The organism is Streptomyces sp. VNUA24 (assembly GCF_029167005.1).
GTDB classification, from domain to species: domain Bacteria; phylum Actinomycetota; class Actinomycetes; order Streptomycetales; family Streptomycetaceae; genus Streptomyces; species Streptomyces scabiei.
The window spans coordinates 1,800,299-1,818,847 of sequence record NZ_CP119143.1; the positions used below are offsets into that span (position 1 = coordinate 1,800,299).

Consider the following 18,549-nt stretch of genomic DNA (forward strand, 5'->3'; position numbering starts at 1 on the left):
TCTCGTCACCTGCCCGCGCGGGCCGCCAACCGGCCACGGCCTTCGGCACGTGCCCGACCCCGGCGATCCGTGGCGCCGGAAAGGACCCGTACGCCGTGAGTACCGTTCCCCGTCCCCTCGCCCCGGCGGCGACCGACACCCCTGCCCCGCTCGCATCGGCGCGGTCGGCCTTCCGTGCCTGGCTGGAGGAGGCCGACCGCGTGCTGATCGCGGCCGGCGCGGGTCTGAGCGCCGCCGCCGGCTACGACTACGGCGACACGGAACGCTTCCGGGAACTGCTCCCGGCGCTGTACCGGCTCGGCCTGCGTTCGCGCTACCTGTTCGGCGCGCCTCTGCCGGCGGACATGATGTGGGGCTACTGGGCCGTCCACATCGACGACATCCGCTACGGCTCCGAGCCCAACCCCCTCTACCGTTCGCTGCGGGAGCGGATCGGCGACCGCGACCACTGGGTGATGACGTCCAACGTCGACGGCCTCTTCGCCCGCAACGGATTCGAGGCGGACCGGGTCTTCACCCCGCAGGGAGACTACGGCTCCTTCCAGTGCACGGTTCCGTGCTCGCGGGAGACCTGGTCCGCCCGACCGTTCATCGACGCGATCCTGGCCGCGTACGACCGCGACACCGGCCGGGTGACCGACCCCCGGGCGTTGCCGCGCTGCCCCCGCTGCGGCGCCGACATGTTCCCCAACGTCCGGGTCGGTCCTGAGTTCGTCGACGACGCCCATCTGCCCGCGGGGCGGCGGCTGGTCGAGTGGCTCGACGACGCGCCCGCGGACAGCGCGTTGCTGGTGGTGGAGATCGGGGCCGGATTCAATACGCCCGGCGTGGTCCGCAGGCCCATGGAGAACCTGGTGCGCCACACTCCTCGGGCCCGGCTCGTCCGGATCAATCCCGACCACCCCGACGTCCCGTCGGACCTCGGGGCCCGCGCACTGTCCGTGCCCTTCGGAGCGGACCTGCTGCTCGACCGGCCCCGTCCCTGACAGAGAGGCAACCTCATGTCCGAGGCATCCGGCACCTCCGTGCCCACCCTCGCCGTCACCGGGTCCACCGGCCGGCTCGGCGGGCTCGTCGCCCGGCGGCTTGCCGCGCGGGGAGTCCCGCAGACACTCCTGGTCCGCAGCCCGGAACGCGCCCCACGGCTGCCCGGCGCGGTGGCCGTACGAGCCGAGTACGCCGACCGGAACGCCGTACGGGACGCTCTCACCGGCACCCGGACCGTCTTCATGGTGTCCGCCTCCGAGAGCGCCGATCGGCTCGCGCGGCACAGGGCGTTCGTGGACGCCGTGGCGGAAGCGGGCGTCCGGCACCTGGTCTACCTCTCCTTCTACGGCGCGGCGCCCGACGCCACCTTCACCCTGGCCCGGGACCACTTCCACACCGAGCAGCACATCCGCGCGAGCGGCCTGGCGTACACCTTCCTCCGGGACAACCTCTACGCGGAGTTCGTCCCCGACCTGGTCGGCGAGGACGGCGTCATCCGTGGTCCGGCCGGGGACGGACGCGCCGCGTTCGTCGGGCAGGACGACATCGCCGACGCCGCAGCCGCGGTGCTGCTCCGGCCCGACGACCACGCCGGCGCGACCTACGACCTCACCGGGCCCGAGTCCCTCTCCCTGGAGCAGGCGGCCGCCGTCCTGTCCGAGCGGTTCGGGCGCACCGTCACCTACGAGCAGGAGACGGTCGAGGCGGCCTACGCCTCCCGTTCCTCCTTCAACGCACCGTCGTGGCAGCTGGACGCCTGGGTGTCCACGTACACGGCCATCGCGTCCGGCGGGCTCGACGGGGTGAGTGACGCGGTTCCCCGACTCACCGGCCACCCCGCCACACCCCTCGCCGACGTCCTCCGCGGCGAGGGAGACCGACGGGACGCGTAGGCCGGACATCGAGACAGCCATGTCAGTTTTTGACCATCAAAAGGGACTGTTCGAGCCGGTGATCCTCCCTTTGGAGACATAGTTTGAACACATGGCGCCGCGATCACCGGCCCTCCCTCCCAGACTCCACAGCAGGGAAGACAGTCATGAGCAACGCGAAGAACACCGTCCTTCAGGCCGCCGCCGAGCTGTTCGGGGACAAGGACCCCTCCGCCGTCGACCGCTGGGTGGCCGCGGACTACAGGCAGCACAGCGCGCTGGCCGCCGACGGCCCCGAGGCCCTCCGCGGGCTCGTCGCCGGCCTCGGCGAGGACTTCCGCTACGACGGCGCGCGTGTCATCGCCGACGGTGACCTGGTCGCCCTGCACGGCACCTACCACGGCTTCGGCCCGGACCCGCTCGTCGGGTTCGACGTCTTCCGCGTCGACGCCGACGGCAAGCTGGCCGAGCACTGGGACGCCCTGACCCCGCTGGTCGAGGACACCGTCTCCGGCCGTTCCCAGACCGACGGCCCGGCCGCGGTCACCGAGACCGGCAGCACCGAGGCCAACCGCGCCCTGGTGGCCGAGTTCGCCGAGAAGGTCCTCGTCGGCGCCGACTACTCGGTGCTCACCGACTACATCTCCACCGAGACCTACCACCAGCACAACACCGAGGCCGCCGACGGCCTGGACGGGTTCGGCGCGGCCGCGGCCAAGTGGGCCGAGGAGGGCAAGAACCTCGTCTACAAGAAGGTGCACAAGGTCATCGCCGAGGGCGAGTTCGTCCTGACGCAGTCCGAGGGCGAGTTCGGTGTGGCCGTCGCCTACTACGACCTGTTCCGCGTGGCCGACGGCAGGATCGTCGAGCACTGGGACGTCATCGCCCCCGTCCCGGCCGAACTGCCCCACGGCAACGGCCTGTTCTGACCGTCCGACCACCGGGTCGAAACGATCCGGCCCTCCGCCGAGGGCTCGGCCCCGCGCGCGGGTGTGCGCGGGCCGAGCCCTCGGCACCCCACCACCCACCCACCCGGAGCCCTTGATGACCCCGATCCGCGCGGAGTCCGACGCCCTCACCGGCTCGGGGACACGGCGCTCACTGCCCCTGACCGCGTACCGGACGGCCGTCGCCCTCGACACGCCCTTCCGCCCCAAGGCTGCGCCGGCCGCCGACGGCCGCCAGGACGCCCATCTGCGCTCGGCACTGCGCCTGCTCGGCGCCGACCCGGCGGTCTCCCGGCTCGGTCTGCGCGCCGACGCGCTGAGAAGCCTCGCCGAGCGCGCGACGGAAACGGAGTCCGACGCGGCGGCGGCCCGCGACGTGCTGCGCGCTCTGCTGACCGTCCGTGACCCCGGTCCCCTGCCGGAGGAGGCGGAACGGGAGCTGGACGCCCTCCTCGGCGCGGAGAGCGACCAGCGGCCCAGGTTCTCGCCACGGGAACTGCCCACGATCGAGGACGAGTTCCCCGGCTCGGCCTTCCGGGCGGCGGCCGCGACCACGCTGTGGCGCGGCGACCTCACCACCCTGGCCGCGGACGCCGTGGTCAACGCGGCCAACAGCCGGCTGCTGGGCTGCTTCCGGCCCCGGCATCCCTGTATCGACAACGCCCTCCACAACGCCGCCGGGCCCCGCCTGCGCGACGACTGCCACACGATCGTCACGGCGCAGGGAACCGGGGAACCCACCGGTACAGCCAAGATCACCCGGGGCTATCACCTCCCGGCGCGCTACGTCGTGCACACCGTCGGCCCGATCGTCCGGGGCCGGCCGCACACCGACGACGCACAGGCACTCGCCTCCTCCTACCGGTCGTGCCTGGACCTCGCCGCGCAGGTGGAGTCGGTGCGCACCCTCGCGTTCTGCGCCGTCAGCACCGGGGTCTTCGGCTACCCCAAGGAAGAGGCCGCGTCGGTGGCCCTGCGGACCGTCGAGGACTGGATCACGGCGCGTCCGGACCGTTTCGACCGTGTGGTGTTCACCGTCTTCACGGCCGACGACGAGCGGGCCTACCGTCACGCGCTCGGCGAAGACCGCCGTTCCTGACCCCAGCATGCATGCTTTGCCGGTGGTCGCGCCGGGTGGGATAGTGGTGCGCCGCGGAATCGGCGGAGCATACGGGGGCGCGATGAGCCGGGTGGTGACCGCAGCCATGCTGCGGGTGACGGATGTTCACAAGTCGTACGGGCGGGGCGCCGGGACCGTGCACGCGCTGCGTGGCGTCTCCTTCGAGGTTCCGCGGGGGGAACTCGTCGCGGTGAAGGGACGCTCGGGCTCGGGCAAGACCACTCTGCTCAACATCGTCGGCGGTCTGGACGAGCCGGACAGCGGGCAGGTCACCGTCGACGGGCTGGACCTGCGGGAGCAGGGTGAGGACGCCCTGCTCGCGCTGCGCCGGGAGCGCATCGGCTTCGTCTTCCAGTCGTTCGGCCTGCTCCCTCTCCTCACGGCCGCCGAGAACGTGGGCGTACCGCTGCGGTTGCGGAGGGCGGACCCGCGCGAACGGCGGGAGCGTGTCGACCTGTTGCTGTCCCTCGTGGGGCTCGCGGACCATGCGGAGCAGCGCCCGGGCGAGTTGTCCGGCGGACAGCGCCAGCGCGTGGCGATCGCCCGCGCCCTGGCCAACAGCCCCTCGATCCTCATCGCCGACGAGCCGACCGGTCAACTGGACGCGGAGACCGGGCACTCCGTGATGGAGCTGCTGCGCGCGGTCGTCCGCAGCGAACAGATCACGGCTCTCGTGGCCACCCATGACGCGACCCTCCTGGACCTCGCGGATCGTGTCCTGGAGCTGAAGGACGGCGAGATCACCGAGGTCGCCAAGAACCAGGACCGGTGACCGGCCACCTGATGAGACGCGGCGCTCAGGCCTCGTTCCGGACGTCGTCCGGGCGGACGGCGATGTGGTCGGGCTCCAGTTCCAGGGCGACGCGGTCGCGCATGCCCAGGGCACGGGTGTACTCGGCGGGCAGTTGGAGGCGGCCGGCCCGGTCGAGCATGGCGTACTCGCGGGCGACCATGTTCTCCTGACCGGTCGCGGAGTCGACCTCGCTGTGGCGCAGGACCTCCGTCGAGGTACGGCCGTCCCGGATGGCCACCGTACGGCTGACCTCCCCGGCGACGGCCTGATCGTGGGTGACGATCACGATGGTGGTCCCCAGCTCCGCGTTGGCCGTGCGGAACGCCGCGAAGACCTGTTCGCCCGTGTGGGAGTCGAGTTCGCCGGTGGGTTCGTCGGCGAGCAGGACCGCGGGGTCGTTGGCGAGGGCCACGGCGAGGGCGACGCGCTGCTGTTGGCCGCCGGACATCTCGGGCGGCCGGCGGTCGCGGCATCCAGCGACGTCGAGCAGGTCCAGGAGTTCCACGGCCCGCGCGGCCCGGGCCCGGCGCCCGCCCGGGGTGCGCGCCAACTGCAGGGGCAGGGCGACGTTCTGCGCGGCGGTGAGATAGGACAGGAGGTTCTGGGAGGTCTGCTGCCGCACGAAGCCGACGGTCCCGCGACGGTAGGCGAGGCGCTCCTTGGCGGACATCGCGGCCAGGTCGTGACCGGCGACGCGGGCGGCGCCGGCGGTGGGTCGGTCCAGGCCCGACAGGATGTTCATGAGGGTCGACTTGCCACTGCCGGAGGCACCGACCAGGGCCATGAGTTCCCCCTGACGAACCAGGAGGTCGAGCCCTTGCAGCGCCTGGACCTCCACCCCGTCGGCGGAGAAGATGCGCACCACCCGGTCACAGGTGATCAGGGCGTCGTGCCCGTACGCGGCGGCGTCGCGCCGGGCGAGGGCGCGGTCGGCGAGTTCGTGGAAGGTCGGGCTGCTGGTCATCGGCTGCTCCTGTCCGGTCCCGTGTCCCGCGGATCGTCCGGGTGGTCGCGGTCCGGTCGTCGACGCGGTCGAGGGTCCTCCCCGCGCATGAGGTGATCCATCTACGTGTCCCCCAGTCTCAGTTCGCGTACCGAACCGCGTCGCCCGGCCCACCATGCCTGCCCGGCGGGCACTCCGACGGCCAGCAGCAGCACGGTGAGCGCCGGAACCGCCAGGGACAGCGGATCGGTGCGCAGCGCGGCCCCCTCGGCGGCGGACGGGGACGCCAGGGCGAGGGCCGAGAGGTCGACGCCGGGCGCCAGCAGGTGGATGGCGGCCCAGCCGGTGAGCACGCCGCCCGCCGCGGCCAGGAACGCCTGGGGCAGGGCCGTGAGGATCAGCAGCCGGCGGCCTTGGGACCGTGTCATGCCCATCGTGCGCAACCGGGCGAGCAGGGCGGCGCGTTCGGGCGCGGTGCGCAGCACGGTCAGGACGAGGGCGAGAACCGCGTACCCGGCGCCCGCGGCGACCGCGGCGCCGTACAGGCGTTCCGCGCCGGACTGCAGCGGTGAGTCGACGTGCCGGTCGCGTTCCTCGGCGCGCAGCCGGACGGCCGCAGCGGTGCCCTTGGTCGCCGCGCGCAGGGCCCGGCCGTCCAGGGCGTCACCGGTCAGCAGCAGGGTCGTGGTGGGCGCCGCGCCGCGGGGCAGGCCGGCGCGGTCCACGACCAGGAACTCGTCGCCGGACACGGCCGGGGTGCGGTCCCGGACCAGGACGATCCGGACGGTGACGGAGGTGCCGTCCGCCAGCAGGACGGAGTGGGGGCCGGTGCCGTACTCGTCGACCACGCCGGACGAGGCCAGCGCGGGCAGGGGCCGCCCGGCGCCGCCGGCCGTCGCGCCGTCCTTGCGCGCCAGGCGTGCCGCGTCGAACGGCCCCAGGCCCGTGCGGTGCGCCAGGCGCGCGTACGTGCCCGGGTCCACCGCGGCCAGCGGCAGGGGCCGGCTGCCCTGTTCCGGCTTGGCGTCGTAGCTGACACTCGCCTCGGCCATGTCCCGTACGCCGGGCATCCGTTCCACGCGGTCGGGCAGGGTGCGGGGGAGGGCGCCGGTGATGGTCTCGACGCGGCCGTCGGCGCCGACGTCGAGGAGTGCGGCCCGGTCGCGGGCCTCCGTGACCCCGGCCAGGACCGAGCCGCCGAACGCCGCCGTGGTCAGGGCGCTGAGCAGGGCGAGCAGGGGCAGCACGGCGAACCCGGGGGCGCGGGCCACCTGGGCCAGCGACAGCGGGATCACCAGGCCCCGCATCCGTGTGGCCGCCCCGCTCAGCGCCCGCAGCGGCAGCGGGTGGAGGCGGGCCAGCAGCAGGGCCGCGACCACGCCGGTCAGCAGCGGTGCGGCGGCCACCAGGGCGGTGCTGCCGGATCCCTGCCGGCGCAGTGCGACGACGGCCCCCGAGGCGATCACCAGCACGGTCAGTTCCGCCACCGTACGGCGTCGCGAGGGCCGGGCGGCAGCGGCGTCCTGCCGCTCCTCGTGCATCCGCACCGTGCGGTGCGCGATCACGGCCCGCAGGGGGAGCGCGGCGCAGGCCGTCAGGGTGACGGCGAGGGCGGCCGCGACGGCGGGTCCGGTGCGCGCGCCGGGCAGGGCGAGCAGCGCGACGGTCAGTCCGAGGGCGCCGGCCGGCACGGCGACCACCGCGGTCTCCGCCAGCAGCCGGACGGCCAGACCGATCAGTGAGGCGCCGCGGGCCCGCAGCAGGGCCAGCTCCGCGCGCCGGCGGTCGGCCGCGACGCCACCGGCCATGGACAGGACGATCACGGCGAGGCTGCCGGCCCCGACGGCGGCGAGGAGCAGCAACGGAACGATCCCCGACCGCAGTCGGGCATGGTCCGCGAGGACCTCGTCGAGGTTCGTCTGGGCCTCCAGGCCGTCGTCGACGGCCGACCGCAGGCGCTGCAGTCCCGGGCCCGACTCCAGGGCGGCCACGGCGGACGCCGTACGGTCGAGGTCGCGGCCGTGCAGGGCGGCGGTGTCGGGCGCCACGTTCCAGTACCGCTCCGGACGGCCGGGGGTGCCCAGCAGCGCCGGGCCCGCGTCGGGGGCGAGGAGCAGGCCGCCGAGCCAGTGGACATCCGTCGGCAAGAGCTGGGGCGGACGGCTCAGTACGGGGGTGCGCAGCACCGGCAGGGCCGACCAGTAGGCGCCCTCGGGGGCGCGCGGGGCGACGATCGCGGTGACCTCGACGGAGAGCGGGTCGTTCCCCGAGCGCGGCAGGTGGATCACCGCACCGACCCGGATGCGGAGCGTGCGGGCGGTCTCGACGGTGACGGCCGCCTCGACCCGTGTGGTCGCGGAGGTCACCGGCGTGTCCGTGGTGCGCGGCAGCCGGCCCTCGCTGAGCCGGGCGTGGGAGGCCAGGTCCTGCTGGGCGGCGAGCACCAGTTGGGCGGGGTGGCCGGCGGGCCGGGGCAGCCAGCGGTCGGGCGCTTCCAGGGGCACGGTCGTCCGCACCCCGTACGAGGACTGCGCGCGGTCGGGTACCAGCGGCGCCTCGGCGGCGGCGAGGACCTCGGCCCGCGCGGCGGCCAGCGGGCCGGCGCGCAGGGCGGCCTCCATGTCCTCGACCGTGTCCATCCAGGACAGGGGCACCTGCAGCTGCACGGTCGTCTGGTCGGGCAGTGCCTGCTCGACCGCCCGGCGCAGTCCCGCGTCCCCGTACCGGTCGACGGCACGCGGGTAGGCGGCGGCCAGCGCGGCGGTCACGGCCACCAGGACCGCGAGGGCCACGGACGTGCCGGCGAAGGCCCTGAGCCGGGTCCACAGTCCGGCCCGGGCCCGTGGCGGCGTCGCCTTCGCTCCCCCGTCCCGCGGGGGTACCGGCCGCGCGGTCACCGCGTCACCTCGTCCCTGAGCGCGGTCACGGGCTTGGTCCGCCGCAGGGCGAGGGCCGCGGTGACGAGGGCGGGACCCGCCGCGAGGGCCGCCAGCAGGGCGGTCAGCGGCAGGAGCGGGAGTTCGACCAGTACCGGCGGGACCGGGCGGGTGGCCCGGCCGGTCAGGACGACGAGGGGCACCAGCGCATGCGTCAGCACCGCGCCCAGGGCCGTGCCGACCAGCAGTGCGAGGGTCACCAGCACGCCGTGCTCGACGGCGACCAGCCGGGCCAGCCGTCGGCGCGGTGTTCCGAGGGCACCCAGGACGGCGAACTCGGCGTCCCGGGACCGCATCGCGCCCGCCGCGCTCACGGCGAAGCCGAGCGAGGCGAAGAGCACCGTCACCGCCGCGGCCGCGGTCAGCGCGGCCTCCGGGGCGGCCCCGAACGGGTCGCCGCGCAGTTCCGCCGCTGTCTCGTCGCGCACCATCACCTGCTCCGGATCGACGTCGGGCAGGGCGCGTACGGCCGCTGCCGTGGCACGGGGTTCGGTCGTGCCCAGCCACCACTCGGTGGGCTTCAGGCTGGTCCCGTGGCGGATCTGCAGCACCTGGTTCACGGCCCGGAGGTCGACCAGCAGGGCCCCGCCGTCCCGGGCGGTGGCCTCGGTGGTGGGCAGGGCGCTCGCGGTGCGGACGATACGGACGGGTACGGACCGGCCGTCGAACGTCACCTTCAGACGCTGCCCTTCGCGCGCGCCGGAGGAGGTGAGGAACCGGTCGGTGGCGACCGCGGCGATCTCGGGAGGCCGGGGCTGGGCGACCTTGAGGCGGACCTCCAGCGGCAGGGCGGGCGGCGAGATGCCGGACGGCTGGTAACCGGTGCCGTACGTGAAGGCGACGGGTGCGGTCGAGGTGAGCCGGGGGCGGGTCGGCCGGGCGTCGTCCTCGGGCGCGCCGGCCGGATCGGCCTGTACCGCGGTCGTCCATGTGGCCGGCAGGGACAGCCGCCGGGCGTCGCCGTCACCGGCTGTCGCGGTGAGCGCGTCGAGGACCAGGCGGTGCCGGTCGGCCCGGTCGGTCGGCTGTGGTGTGCCGAGTGTGAGCCCGGTCAGCGTCAACGGGCCCCGGGCGCCGTTCAGGTCCGGGGTCAGCCGGTGCGGGCGGCCGTCGGCGGCGAGGCTGCCGGAGGGTATCTCGTAGGTGGTTCCGTGCCGGTCGCGCACCGTCAGCGTGACGTCCGCGCCCGGCCCCCGCCCGGTGCTGTGCAGGGTGGCGGTCAGGGTGAGCCGGGTCGTGCCCTCGGGCACCTCGACACCGGCGGGGGTTCCGCGCGGCGCGAGCCCGGCGAACAGCGGACCGTCCGTCAGGTCGTGCCGGGCCCGCACCACTCGGGCGGCCTCCGTCGTGTTCACGGCCAGGACGGTCGCGTTGCGGCTGCCGGAGAGCGGCACCGTGCCGCGGAACGCGGGGGCGACGGCGTCGACGTGCGGAAGGTCCGCGTAGACGTCCGTGCGGCCCACGTCGCCGCTTCCGGAGGTCAGGACGCGCAGGTCGGCGCCCACCCGGAAGTCGGCCTGGTCGGCCTGGGAACGGTGCCAGGAGGCGTTCTGCCCGATCGCCATCACGCCCAGCGCCACGGAGATGACCAGGAGCAGGACCGGGCCGGCCCCCCGCATCGGGCGGCGGCTGAACTGCCAGCCGACCATGGCAGCGGTCAGACCGTGCCCGCGGGTGACGAGCCGCTCGCCGACGCGTGCCAGCAGGGGCAGCAGCCGCAGGACGAGAACCGTGCCGGCGAGCAGCACCAGGGCGGGCGCCACCACCAGCAGCGGGTCGACGCCGAGGACGCCGCCGCGGTCGGCGGTGACGGCTCCGGAGTCCTGGTCACCGAGGAGCCGGAGAGCGACGCCCGCCACGGCGAGCAGACCGACATCCGCCCCGGCCCGCAGCGGTGCGGCCAGCGCCTGTGCCCGCGTGCCGACGCCACCCGCGAACGAGGCCCGCCACGCCGGGACGGCCACCGCCAGCGCGCACACCGCGGCCCCCCCCCGTTATGTTTTCCGCGGTCCTGCAAGAGGGCCGCTGGCCTCCGGGCCCGGCATGACTGTGTCCCCCTGTCGAACGGATGACCTGGGGGGTGATGTCACCGGGCCCGGAAGGTGCCGTCGGAGACGCTGATGAGAGGTCCGGCCACCGTCCGGTCCGGCGCAATGCCGGACAGCTCGCGGGCGGCAGGTCTGCATAACGTGGATGCGCGCGTACGACACCACTGCCGAGGCCGGCACACTCAACTCCCCTGGAAGGGCACGATGGTCGACACCGAAGACGTGGGCGTGTTCCTCGGCCTGGACGTCGGCAAGACGGCCCACCACGGCCACGGGCTCACCCCGGCCGGGAAGAAGGTCTTCGACAAGCAGCTGCCCAACAGCGAGCCGAAACTGCGGGCCGTCTTCGACAAACTGACCGAGAAGTTCGGCACCGTCCTGGTGATCGTGGACCAGCCCGCCTCGATCGGAGCCCTGCCCCTGACCGTCGCCCGGGATGCGGGCTGCCAGGTCGCCTATCTGCCCGGACTGGCCATGCGCCGGATCGCCGACCTCTACCCGGGCGAGGCGAAGACCGACGCCAAGGACGCCGCGGTGATCGCGGACGCCGCCCGCACCATGCCCCACACCCTGCGCACCCTGGAGCTGGCCGACGAGATCACCGCCGAGCTGACCGTGCTGACCGGCTTCGACCAGGACCTCGCGGCCGAGGCCACCCGCACCTCCAACCGGATACGCGGCCTGCTCACCCAGTTCCACCCGTCACTGGAACGCGTCCTCGGCCCCCGCCTCGACCACCCCGCCGTCACCTGGCTGCTGGAGCGTTACGGCTCTCCGGCCGCACTGCGAAAGGCCGGCCGCCGTCGGCTGGTCGAGGTGATCCGTCCGAAGGCACCGCGCATGGCCGCACGACTGATCGACGATGTCTTCGATGCCCTCGACGAGCAGACCGTCGTCGTCCCCGGCACCGGCACCCTCGACATCGTGATCCCCTCCCTGGCCGCCTCGCTCGCCACCGTCCACACCCAGCGCAGGGCCCTGGAAGCCCAGATCAACGCCCTGCTGGAGGCCCACCCTCTTTCCCCGGTCCTGACGTCGATGCCCGGCGTCGGCGTCAGGACCGCCGCAGTCCTGCTGGTCACCGTCGGCGACGGCACCGGCTTCCCCACCGCCGCCCACCTCGCCTCCTACGCCGGCCTCGCCCCGACCACGAAGTCGTCCGGGACCTCGATCCACGGCGAACACGCACCCCGAGGCGGAAACCGGCAGCTCAAACGCGCCATGTTCCTCTCCGCCTTCGCCTGCATGAACGCCGACCCGGCCTCCCGCACCTACTACGACCGCCAGCGAGCCCGCGGCAAAACCCACACCCAGGCCCTCCTCCGCCTCGCCCGTCAACGCATCAGCGTCCTGTTCGCCATGCTCCGCGACGGCACCTTCTACGAACCCCGCATCCCCAAGGACGTCGAACTCGCCGCATGACCCCAGCCAGCCAATCCACCCCAACCTGGGCGCCTTGACGAAAGACATAGAGGCACCCCCCCGGCGACCGCCCACACCTCCGGACGGCCCCCGGCCGGTACCTCCACGCGCACCCCGGTCCCGCCCAGCGCGCCCTGTCCGGCCAGCAGTCGCGTCAGGGGTCCCGACAGCAGCGGCGCCACCACCACCGCCGGGAGGGAGATCAGCAGGGCCTCCAGCGCGGCCAGGCCGGCCAGCCGTGCCCGGGTGGCACCGCGCGCTCGCAGCAGCCGGGTCTCGGCCGTCCGCTCGGAGCTGAGCAGCCCCGCCACGAGCACCAGGGCGCAGGCCGCAAGCAGTCCGAGCTGGCCCGCGACGATCAGCATGCTGGACCGCGTGACGAGCAGGGAGCGTTCGATGCGGTCCAGTACCTCCGGGAGCGCGGTGTCGGCCACGGTGGCGCTGCTGAGCGCGGGGTTCTTGCGCAGGTGGGCGCTGCCCGAGCGGGCCGCCTCGCGCAGGGCGCCGATCCGCTCCGTCGTCAGCGAGGAGTAGTCGGCCGACACCAGCCAGCCGGACGCGCCGGTGCTCACCCGCCCCGACGTGGGCAGACCGGCGGCCGTCAGCAGGGGCCCGTACGTCGTGTAGCTCGACGCCTGCACGCCGCGCCCGCCCAGGTCGTCCAGCCGCCAGTAGGGGGCCCCGGCGTCCACCGGCCGGTACACGCCGGTGATCAGCACCCGCACCGCCGGGCCGTCCAGCCGGTCGGTGACGGTCAGCCGGTCCCCGGGCTCCACCCCGAGCCGCCGGGCGGCGCTCTGCGGCAGCGCGGCCTCGACGGTCCCCCCGCTCACCGTCTCCCGGGGCAGCCGCCCGGCCACGGTGCGCACCTGTGTGCGGTCCAGTGCGGCGAAGAAGGTGAGGTCGGGGTTCTCGCCCCGTTCGGAGGCCGGCCGCAGCGCGGGCGGCAGGGCGTAGGGGCCGGACCGCAGCAGGGTCCGCACGCGCAGGGGAAGCCCGTCGAAGACGGTGCGGGCCCCGGCCCGCACCGCGTCGTCCGCCGCCCGCCGCTGGTCGGCCGGCACATCGGCCTTGAGCACCAAGGCGGTCTCGGCGGCGGTCCGTTGTCCGGCGAGCGTCCGCCGCAGCGCCGCGTCGCCCATCGCCGTCGAGTAGGCGGTGAGCGCGGCCAGCACGGCCGTGGTCAGCAGCACGGTCAGCAGCACGGCACCGACGAGGGCGCGGTACGCCCACGCCCGCAGCACGATGAATCGCAACGCGCCCGCAGGCACCGCTCGCTCCCCCACCAAACCCCCCGGTTCCAACCACACCCCGGGTCGTGGGTCAGCGACGTCGGCGTGCGGATGCAGAGAGCATTGTAGGACCGACCTTGCTCGTCTTGTGATCGAATACGGCGTATCTTGCGGGGAGTTGGTGGAGCGGAGGGCCGCTCGCGGAATCGAGTTGCGGTGCGCACGGCCCGGGCCGAACGATGGTTCTTCATGACATCCCGTGGACAGACCCCGCCCGATGATGCGGCACGCCCCGTCGCCCTGGTGACCGGCGTGGGCCGGACCGTGGGCATCGGTGCGGGTATCGCCCGCCGACTGGCCGAGGCAGGCTGGAACGTGGCCTTCACCTACTGGACTCCGTACGACGCCCGCATGGCCTGGGGCGCCGAAGCGGGCGCCGTGGACACCCTCACCGCGGCCTTGGCCGAGCGGGGCGCGGACACGACGGCGGTGGAGGCGGACCTCGGCGACCCGGACGCGGCGGCCCGTGTCTTCGACGAGGCCGAACGTCGCCTCGGCGGCGTCACCGCCCTGGTGATGTGCCACTGCGAGTCGGTCGACTCCGGCCTGCTCGACACCACCGTCGAGAGCTTCGACCGCCACTTCGCGGTCAACGCGCGTGCCGGCTGGCTGCTGATCAGGGAGTACGGCCGACGCTTCCGCGGGACGAAGGGCACCGGCCGCGTCATCAGCCTCACCAGCGACCACACGGTCGGCAACCTGCCCTACGGCGCGAGCAAGGGCGCACTCGACCGCATCACGCTGGCGGCAGCCCACGAACTCTCCCCCCTCGGGATCACCGCCAACGTCGTCAACCCCGGGCCGGTGGACACGGGTTGGATGTCCGACGGCATCCGGGAGCACGTCCTGCGCCGGACGCCGCTGGGACGTCTGGGCAGCCCCCGGGACACCGCCCATCTCGTGGAGTTCCTGTGCTCACCGCAGGGCCAGTGGATCAACGGGCAGCTCCTGATGAGCAACGGCGGCTTCGCCGGCTGACCGGCCGCCGCCCGGCCCGACGCCTCCCCCTGCAACCAAGGCGCTCCGACACGCGTATGAATCAGTGACCACGGCTGTCCTTCCTCCCCCTCGACCCGTTCGTCGGAGCACCGCTCACGGCCAACGTTGTCAGCGCGGACGGGCCGGGACAGCACAGGGACGAAGTGAACTCCGCGCCGACCACGTGGCGTTCACCGAGTCAGGCAGCGACGGCGCGACGACGGCAGCAACGGGGGAACGGGATGAGCGGCGTGGTGATCCATCTTCCGCGCGACGAGGAGAGCGGCGGGAGCGGTTACGGCCAGGGGGTGGGGTCCGGCGGCCCCGGCATGGGCGCGGGCCGGCCGCGGCACCGTGCGGCGCCGGTGACCCTGCGGCTGGGGCCGGGCGGCGTGGCCCGGTTCGGACGCGGTTCGGCCGACACTCCCGTCGAACTGCGGCTCGGTGATCCGGCGGTCTCCCGGCTCGCGGGCGAGATCCGGGTGACCGAGGATCACTGGCAGTTGAGCAACTTCAGCGCCACCCAGAGCTATCTGGTGGAGAACCCGGAGGGCGCGGGAGAGTACGTACGCGTCCCGCCGCGCCGGGTGGGGGCGCCCATTCCCTTCGAGTTCGCGCGGGTGGTCCTGCCCGCGCGCGAGTCGACGGTGAGCTTCCAGGTGTTCGCGCCGGATCACGTGTACCTCGATCCGGACCGGGCGCAGCACACGGGCGGCTCGTGGGGGACGCAGACCCTCACGGCCTACTCCCTGGACGAGACCGCCACCTACTTCCTGGTTCTGGTGGCGCTCTGCGAACCCCGGCTGCGCGACGAGTCGGCGGTCGCCGTCCCGACCACGCCCCAGGTCGTCGAACGGCTCAGGACCCGGCCGGAGTACGGCGGACTCACCGCCCGCGCCGTCAGTTCCCACATCGCCTACCTCGCCGAGGAGAAGCTCCGGCTGGACGTCCCCGCCGCCGTGGAACCGGGGCAGGGTGCCCGCCGCAACGGCAAGCGCGAGGCGATCGTCGGGCTCGCGCTCCGCTTCGGTCTGGTCCACGAGGACCATCTCGCCCTGCTGCCTCCCCGTACGGCGGCAGGGCTCGGGGCGAGGACGTGCACGGCGTGAGCGATCCCCTGGAGCGGCTGACTCCCGGCTACCGGGTCGGAGACTGGGAGGTCGGCGAACGGATCGCGAGCGGGGGCTGGGGCACGGTCTACGAGGGCCGGCCCACGCTCCCCCGGGACGGTGAGCCGACGTCCCGGTCCCGGGAAGGGCAGGGGCCAGGGTCCGGGGAAGGGCAGGGGCCAGGGTCAGGGCCAGGGTCAGGAGGAGAACGGGGACAGGAGACCGGGCGCGGGCAGGTCGTCGCGCTCAAGTTCCTGCCCACCGCCGGGCTGGCCCCGCGTCAGGCACGCGCCCTCGTGGAGACCGCCCGGCGCGAAACCGAGGTCGGCCGCCGGACCCGACACCCCCGGCTGATCCGGATGCTCGACTCGGTGGTCCTCAGCGAGCCCGGCGACCCGGTTCTCGACGGATCGGTCGTCCTGGTCATGGAACGGGCCGAGCACAGTCTGCGCCGTCTCCTCGAACGGGACGGGCCGGGGCCGGCGGAGTCCGAGAAGGTGCGGCTCCTCACCGAGATCTGCGAGGGGCTGGCCCATCTGCACGGCACCGGCTGGGTGCACGGCGACCTCAAACCCGACAACGTCCTGATCATGGCCGACGGTTCGGCCAGGCTCTCCGACTTCGGTCTCGCCGTGGAACTGGACGGCACCCACGGCTACACACCGCCCCTCGGCACCCCCGACTACCTGCCCCCCGAGCGCTGGAGAGCACCGCTGGGCGAGCGCGGCGTCCAGGTGCGGCCCAGCAACGACATCTGGGCCCTCGGCATCATGATCCACCAGATGTTCACCGGGGGTGCCTCACCGTTCCCCGGGGCCACCCCGATGGCACGCGGGGCGGCGGCCCAGGAGTACGCCGAGGGGCGCGCGCCGCTGCGGCTGGACAACGCCGTACCGCCCCTCTGGCGCGAGTTGGCCGCCGACTGCCTGGCCCCCACCCATGACGAGCGCGCCGTCCACACCGCCGAGAGTCTGCTCGCCCGGATGCGGACCGCGGCCGTCCCGCGGACCGGCGGACGGGCGAAGCCGCTGCTCGGCCTCGCCCTGGCCGCCGCGTTGTGCGGGACGGCCGCCACCGGATGGGCGTACTCCTCCGGCGGCGACCGGAGCGGGACACGGCACACCGCCGAACCGGCGGGCCGGGTCACCGTGTTCAACGTGGTGGGGCTGTGCCGTGACCGGGCCGAGGACCGCCTTCCGGCGTGCAGCCTCGGCCTGGCCGTGGATCCCGCGCTCCCGTACACCGTCGAGAACGTCGTGGCGCACCGGGTGTGGCACGGGGACGTCCTCGCCGTCGACTGTCACGTGCTGCGCGGGACGCCGGTCAGCGACGAGACCGGCTCACGCTCCACGAAGTGGCTGCGGGTCCGCCTCCCGGACGGGTCACCGCAGACGACGGCCTGGCTGCCCGCCGTCCGCACCGAGGACGGCCCCGCGCTGCCCGACTGCTCCTGAACCGACCCGTCACCTGGGTACCTCGTCGGCCCCGCAGTCACGGATCACACGGCCGTCGTTGTCCTTCGCCTCGTCGTTCCCCCAGCGCTGGAGGTAGTACGCCGACACATAGGCCCGGCCCTTGCCGCCCGGCGCCACCTCGTCGAGATCGGTCAGCAGCCACCAGTGGTTGTACGCGCTGCCCACCTGGAACCTGGCGCCCTTCTTCTTGCACAGGACGTAGTTGGTGCCCTTGTACAGCTTGCCCTGGGGCGCGCAACCCGGCCTGCTGTCGCCCACGCAGTCGACGGCGGCGTAGCCGGTCGCGTCCGCGAAGGTGTCGACCCACTGCTTCGACGGCTCGCTGCCGCCGCCGCAGGCGTTGGTGCTGGTCACCCGCGGGAAGGGACCGTCCGGCGAGAGCCGGTACTCGGTGCCCTGGATCACCGGGTGGACGATCTCGTCGTTCTCCCCGTCGTTGTCGCCGTTGGTGTCGTAGAGCTGCTCGTAGTGCAGGTGCGCCGAGGTCGTCCCCTCCAGACCGAGCCGCCCGAGCGTGGCCCCGGAGGCCACCCGCTGTCCGACCGTCACGTCGACGCGGTCCATGTGCAGATAGACCGTGAACCAGCCGTTGCCGTGGTTGATCTCCACGCCGCCCGGGTCGAACCGCTCGGTGACCGTGCCGGCCGCGGACGCGGCCACCAGGGAGCCGAGGGTGTTCCCGCCCACCCGGTACATGTCGATCTTCTTGTCGTCGGGCGCATGGCCCCGGTACGTCTGCAGCTGCCAGGTCTGCTGACAGGCGAACGGCAGCTTGAAGTCGGGCCTGGCCGCCGGTGCCGCGGGCGCCGTGCGCGCGGCCGGGGGCGCGGCGGAGGCCGTCGAGGCCATCGCCGCCAGCGCCGTCAGTACCGCCACGAGCATGCCCGCGAACGTGGCCACCCGGCCCGGGCCTCTCCCTCGTCGGAGCCGCACGGAATCCCACCCCTCATTCTCGCCGGTCCACATGACCGTCCCGTCGGCAGGCTGTCCCATACGGCGGGCGAAAGCACTCCCGCATGTTCCGGAGGTACGCGGGTCTCAGGCGCCGGTGACCCCGTCGATCCGCTCACGCAGGAGATCGGCGTGGCCGTTGTGCCGGGCGTACTCCTCGATCATGTGCACCATGATCCAGCGCAGGGAGACCCCGTGGTCGCCGGCATGACCCGCTTCCTCCTCGGACAGCCGGCCCACCGTGTCCAGCGGCACGCCGACGATCAGCTCACGGCCTCGGGCGACCTGCTCCCGCCAGAGGGCCGTCGCCTCGTCGAGACCCCGCTCCGGCCGCAGGGCGAACCCGTCGGCGTTGTCCTGCCCGAACACCGGCGGGACGGACCGACCCGCGAAGACGCGCTGGAACCAGTTCCGTTCGACCTCGGCCATGTGCTGGACGAGACCCAGCAGGGTCATCGCCGACGGTGCCGCCGCCGCACGGCGCGACTGTTCGTCCGTGAGGCCCGAGCACTTCAGGGCGAGCGTCGCACGGTGAAAGTCCAGCCATGCCTCCAGCATGGCCGGCTCGTCGGCGTACGCGGGTGGGACGGGTCGTCCGTCCGGTGTCGTCGTCATGAGAACAGCCTGTCGGCGGCGGCCGTGGCCCGCCGCCGTCTTCGCCGGGGACGAACACACG

General features: G+C 73.8%; 14 protein-coding genes and 1 pseudogene. 9 read left to right on the plus strand and 6 right to left on the minus strand.

The annotated features are described in order from the left end of the window. Positions 1-95: 95 nt before the first annotated feature. From PYR72_RS07485 to PYR72_RS07505, 5 genes are all read left to right on the plus strand, one after another. A complete protein-coding gene (locus PYR72_RS07485; protein ID WP_275454533.1) occupies positions 96-986 on the plus strand; it encodes an NAD-dependent protein deacetylase of SIR2 family in 891 nt (296 codons plus the stop codon). Positions 987-1,001: 15 nt separating this feature from the next. Further along, positions 1,002-1,880, plus strand: a complete 879-nt coding sequence (locus PYR72_RS07490; protein WP_275454534.1) for an SDR family oxidoreductase — start codon at positions 1,002-1,004, stop codon at positions 1,878-1,880. Positions 1,881-2,026: 146 nt separating this feature from the next. Further along, the gene (locus tag PYR72_RS07495; RefSeq protein ID WP_275454535.1) at positions 2,027-2,788 is read left to right on the plus strand and encodes a nuclear transport factor 2 family protein; all 762 of its coding nucleotides are present in this window, start codon (positions 2,027-2,029) and stop codon (positions 2,786-2,788) included. A 115-nt stretch (positions 2,789-2,903) separates the two neighbouring features. Beyond that, on the plus strand, positions 2,904-3,905 hold the full coding sequence (locus tag PYR72_RS07500; RefSeq protein WP_275454536.1) for a protein-ADP-ribose hydrolase: 1,002 nt from the start codon (positions 2,904-2,906) through the stop codon (positions 3,903-3,905). A gap of 82 nt (positions 3,906-3,987) precedes the next feature. Beyond that, the gene (locus PYR72_RS07505; RefSeq protein ID WP_275454537.1) at positions 3,988-4,698 is read left to right on the plus strand and encodes an ABC transporter ATP-binding protein; all 711 of its coding nucleotides are present in this window, start codon (positions 3,988-3,990) and stop codon (positions 4,696-4,698) included. A 25-nt stretch (positions 4,699-4,723) separates the two neighbouring features. Here PYR72_RS07505 and PYR72_RS07510 read toward each other — a convergent pair whose 3' ends face one another. From PYR72_RS07510 to PYR72_RS07520, 3 genes are all read right to left on the minus strand, one after another. Beyond that, positions 4,724-5,683, minus strand: coding sequence for an ABC transporter ATP-binding protein (locus PYR72_RS07510; RefSeq protein WP_275454538.1), 960 nt, complete (start codon positions 5,681-5,683; stop codon positions 4,724-4,726). Between the two features lie 101 nt (positions 5,684-5,784). Next, positions 5,785-8,559 carry an ABC transporter permease gene (locus tag PYR72_RS07515; RefSeq protein ID WP_275454539.1) on the minus strand — a complete coding sequence of 925 codons (2,775 nt, stop codon included), beginning with the start codon at positions 8,557-8,559 and terminating at the stop codon, positions 5,785-5,787. After that, positions 8,556-10,577: an ABC transporter permease gene (locus PYR72_RS07520; RefSeq protein WP_275454540.1), complete on the minus strand. Its 2,022-nt coding sequence runs from the start codon at positions 10,575-10,577 to the stop codon at positions 8,556-8,558. Before PYR72_RS07520 ends, PYR72_RS07515 begins: the two co-directional genes overlap by 4 nt. A 273-nt stretch (positions 10,578-10,850) precedes the next feature. Between PYR72_RS07520 and PYR72_RS07525 the strand changes: the two genes are divergently transcribed. Beyond that, positions 10,851-12,068, plus strand: coding sequence for an IS110 family transposase (locus PYR72_RS07525; protein ID WP_275454541.1), 1,218 nt, complete (start codon positions 10,851-10,853; stop codon positions 12,066-12,068). Positions 12,069-12,121: 53 nt separating this feature from the next. Here PYR72_RS07525 and PYR72_RS07530 read toward each other — a convergent pair. Then, positions 12,122-13,315, minus strand: a pseudogene (locus tag PYR72_RS07530) (FtsX-like permease family protein); the annotation flags it as partial. A gap of 234 nt (positions 13,316-13,549) precedes the next feature. On the opposite strand from PYR72_RS07530, the gene PYR72_RS07535 reads away from it, so the two are divergent. From PYR72_RS07535 to PYR72_RS07545, 3 genes are all read left to right on the plus strand, one after another. After that, entirely contained in the window at positions 13,550-14,338 is a 789-nt protein-coding gene (locus PYR72_RS07535) for an SDR family oxidoreductase (RefSeq protein WP_275454542.1), read from the plus strand. Between the two features lie 329 nt (positions 14,339-14,667). Further along, complete coding sequence (locus PYR72_RS07540; RefSeq protein WP_275460354.1) at positions 14,668-15,447, plus strand: serine/threonine protein kinase; 780 nt, start codon at positions 14,668-14,670, stop codon at positions 15,445-15,447. Then, positions 15,435-16,901, plus strand: coding sequence for a serine/threonine-protein kinase (locus PYR72_RS07545; protein ID WP_275454543.1), 1,467 nt, complete (start codon positions 15,435-15,437; stop codon positions 16,899-16,901). The genes PYR72_RS07540 and PYR72_RS07545 overlap by 13 nt, the downstream gene beginning before the upstream one ends. Before the next feature lie 9 nt (positions 16,902-16,910). Here PYR72_RS07545 and PYR72_RS07550 read toward each other — a convergent pair whose 3' ends face one another. Further along, on the minus strand, positions 16,911-17,822 hold the full coding sequence (locus PYR72_RS07550; protein ID WP_275454544.1) for a M23 family metallopeptidase: 912 nt from the start codon (positions 17,820-17,822) through the stop codon (positions 16,911-16,913). A gap of 138 nt (positions 17,823-17,960) precedes the next feature. Then, positions 17,961-18,488: a DinB family protein gene (locus PYR72_RS07555; protein ID WP_275454545.1), complete on the minus strand. Its 528-nt coding sequence runs from the start codon at positions 18,486-18,488 to the stop codon at positions 17,961-17,963. Positions 18,489-18,549: the final 61 nt, after the last annotated feature.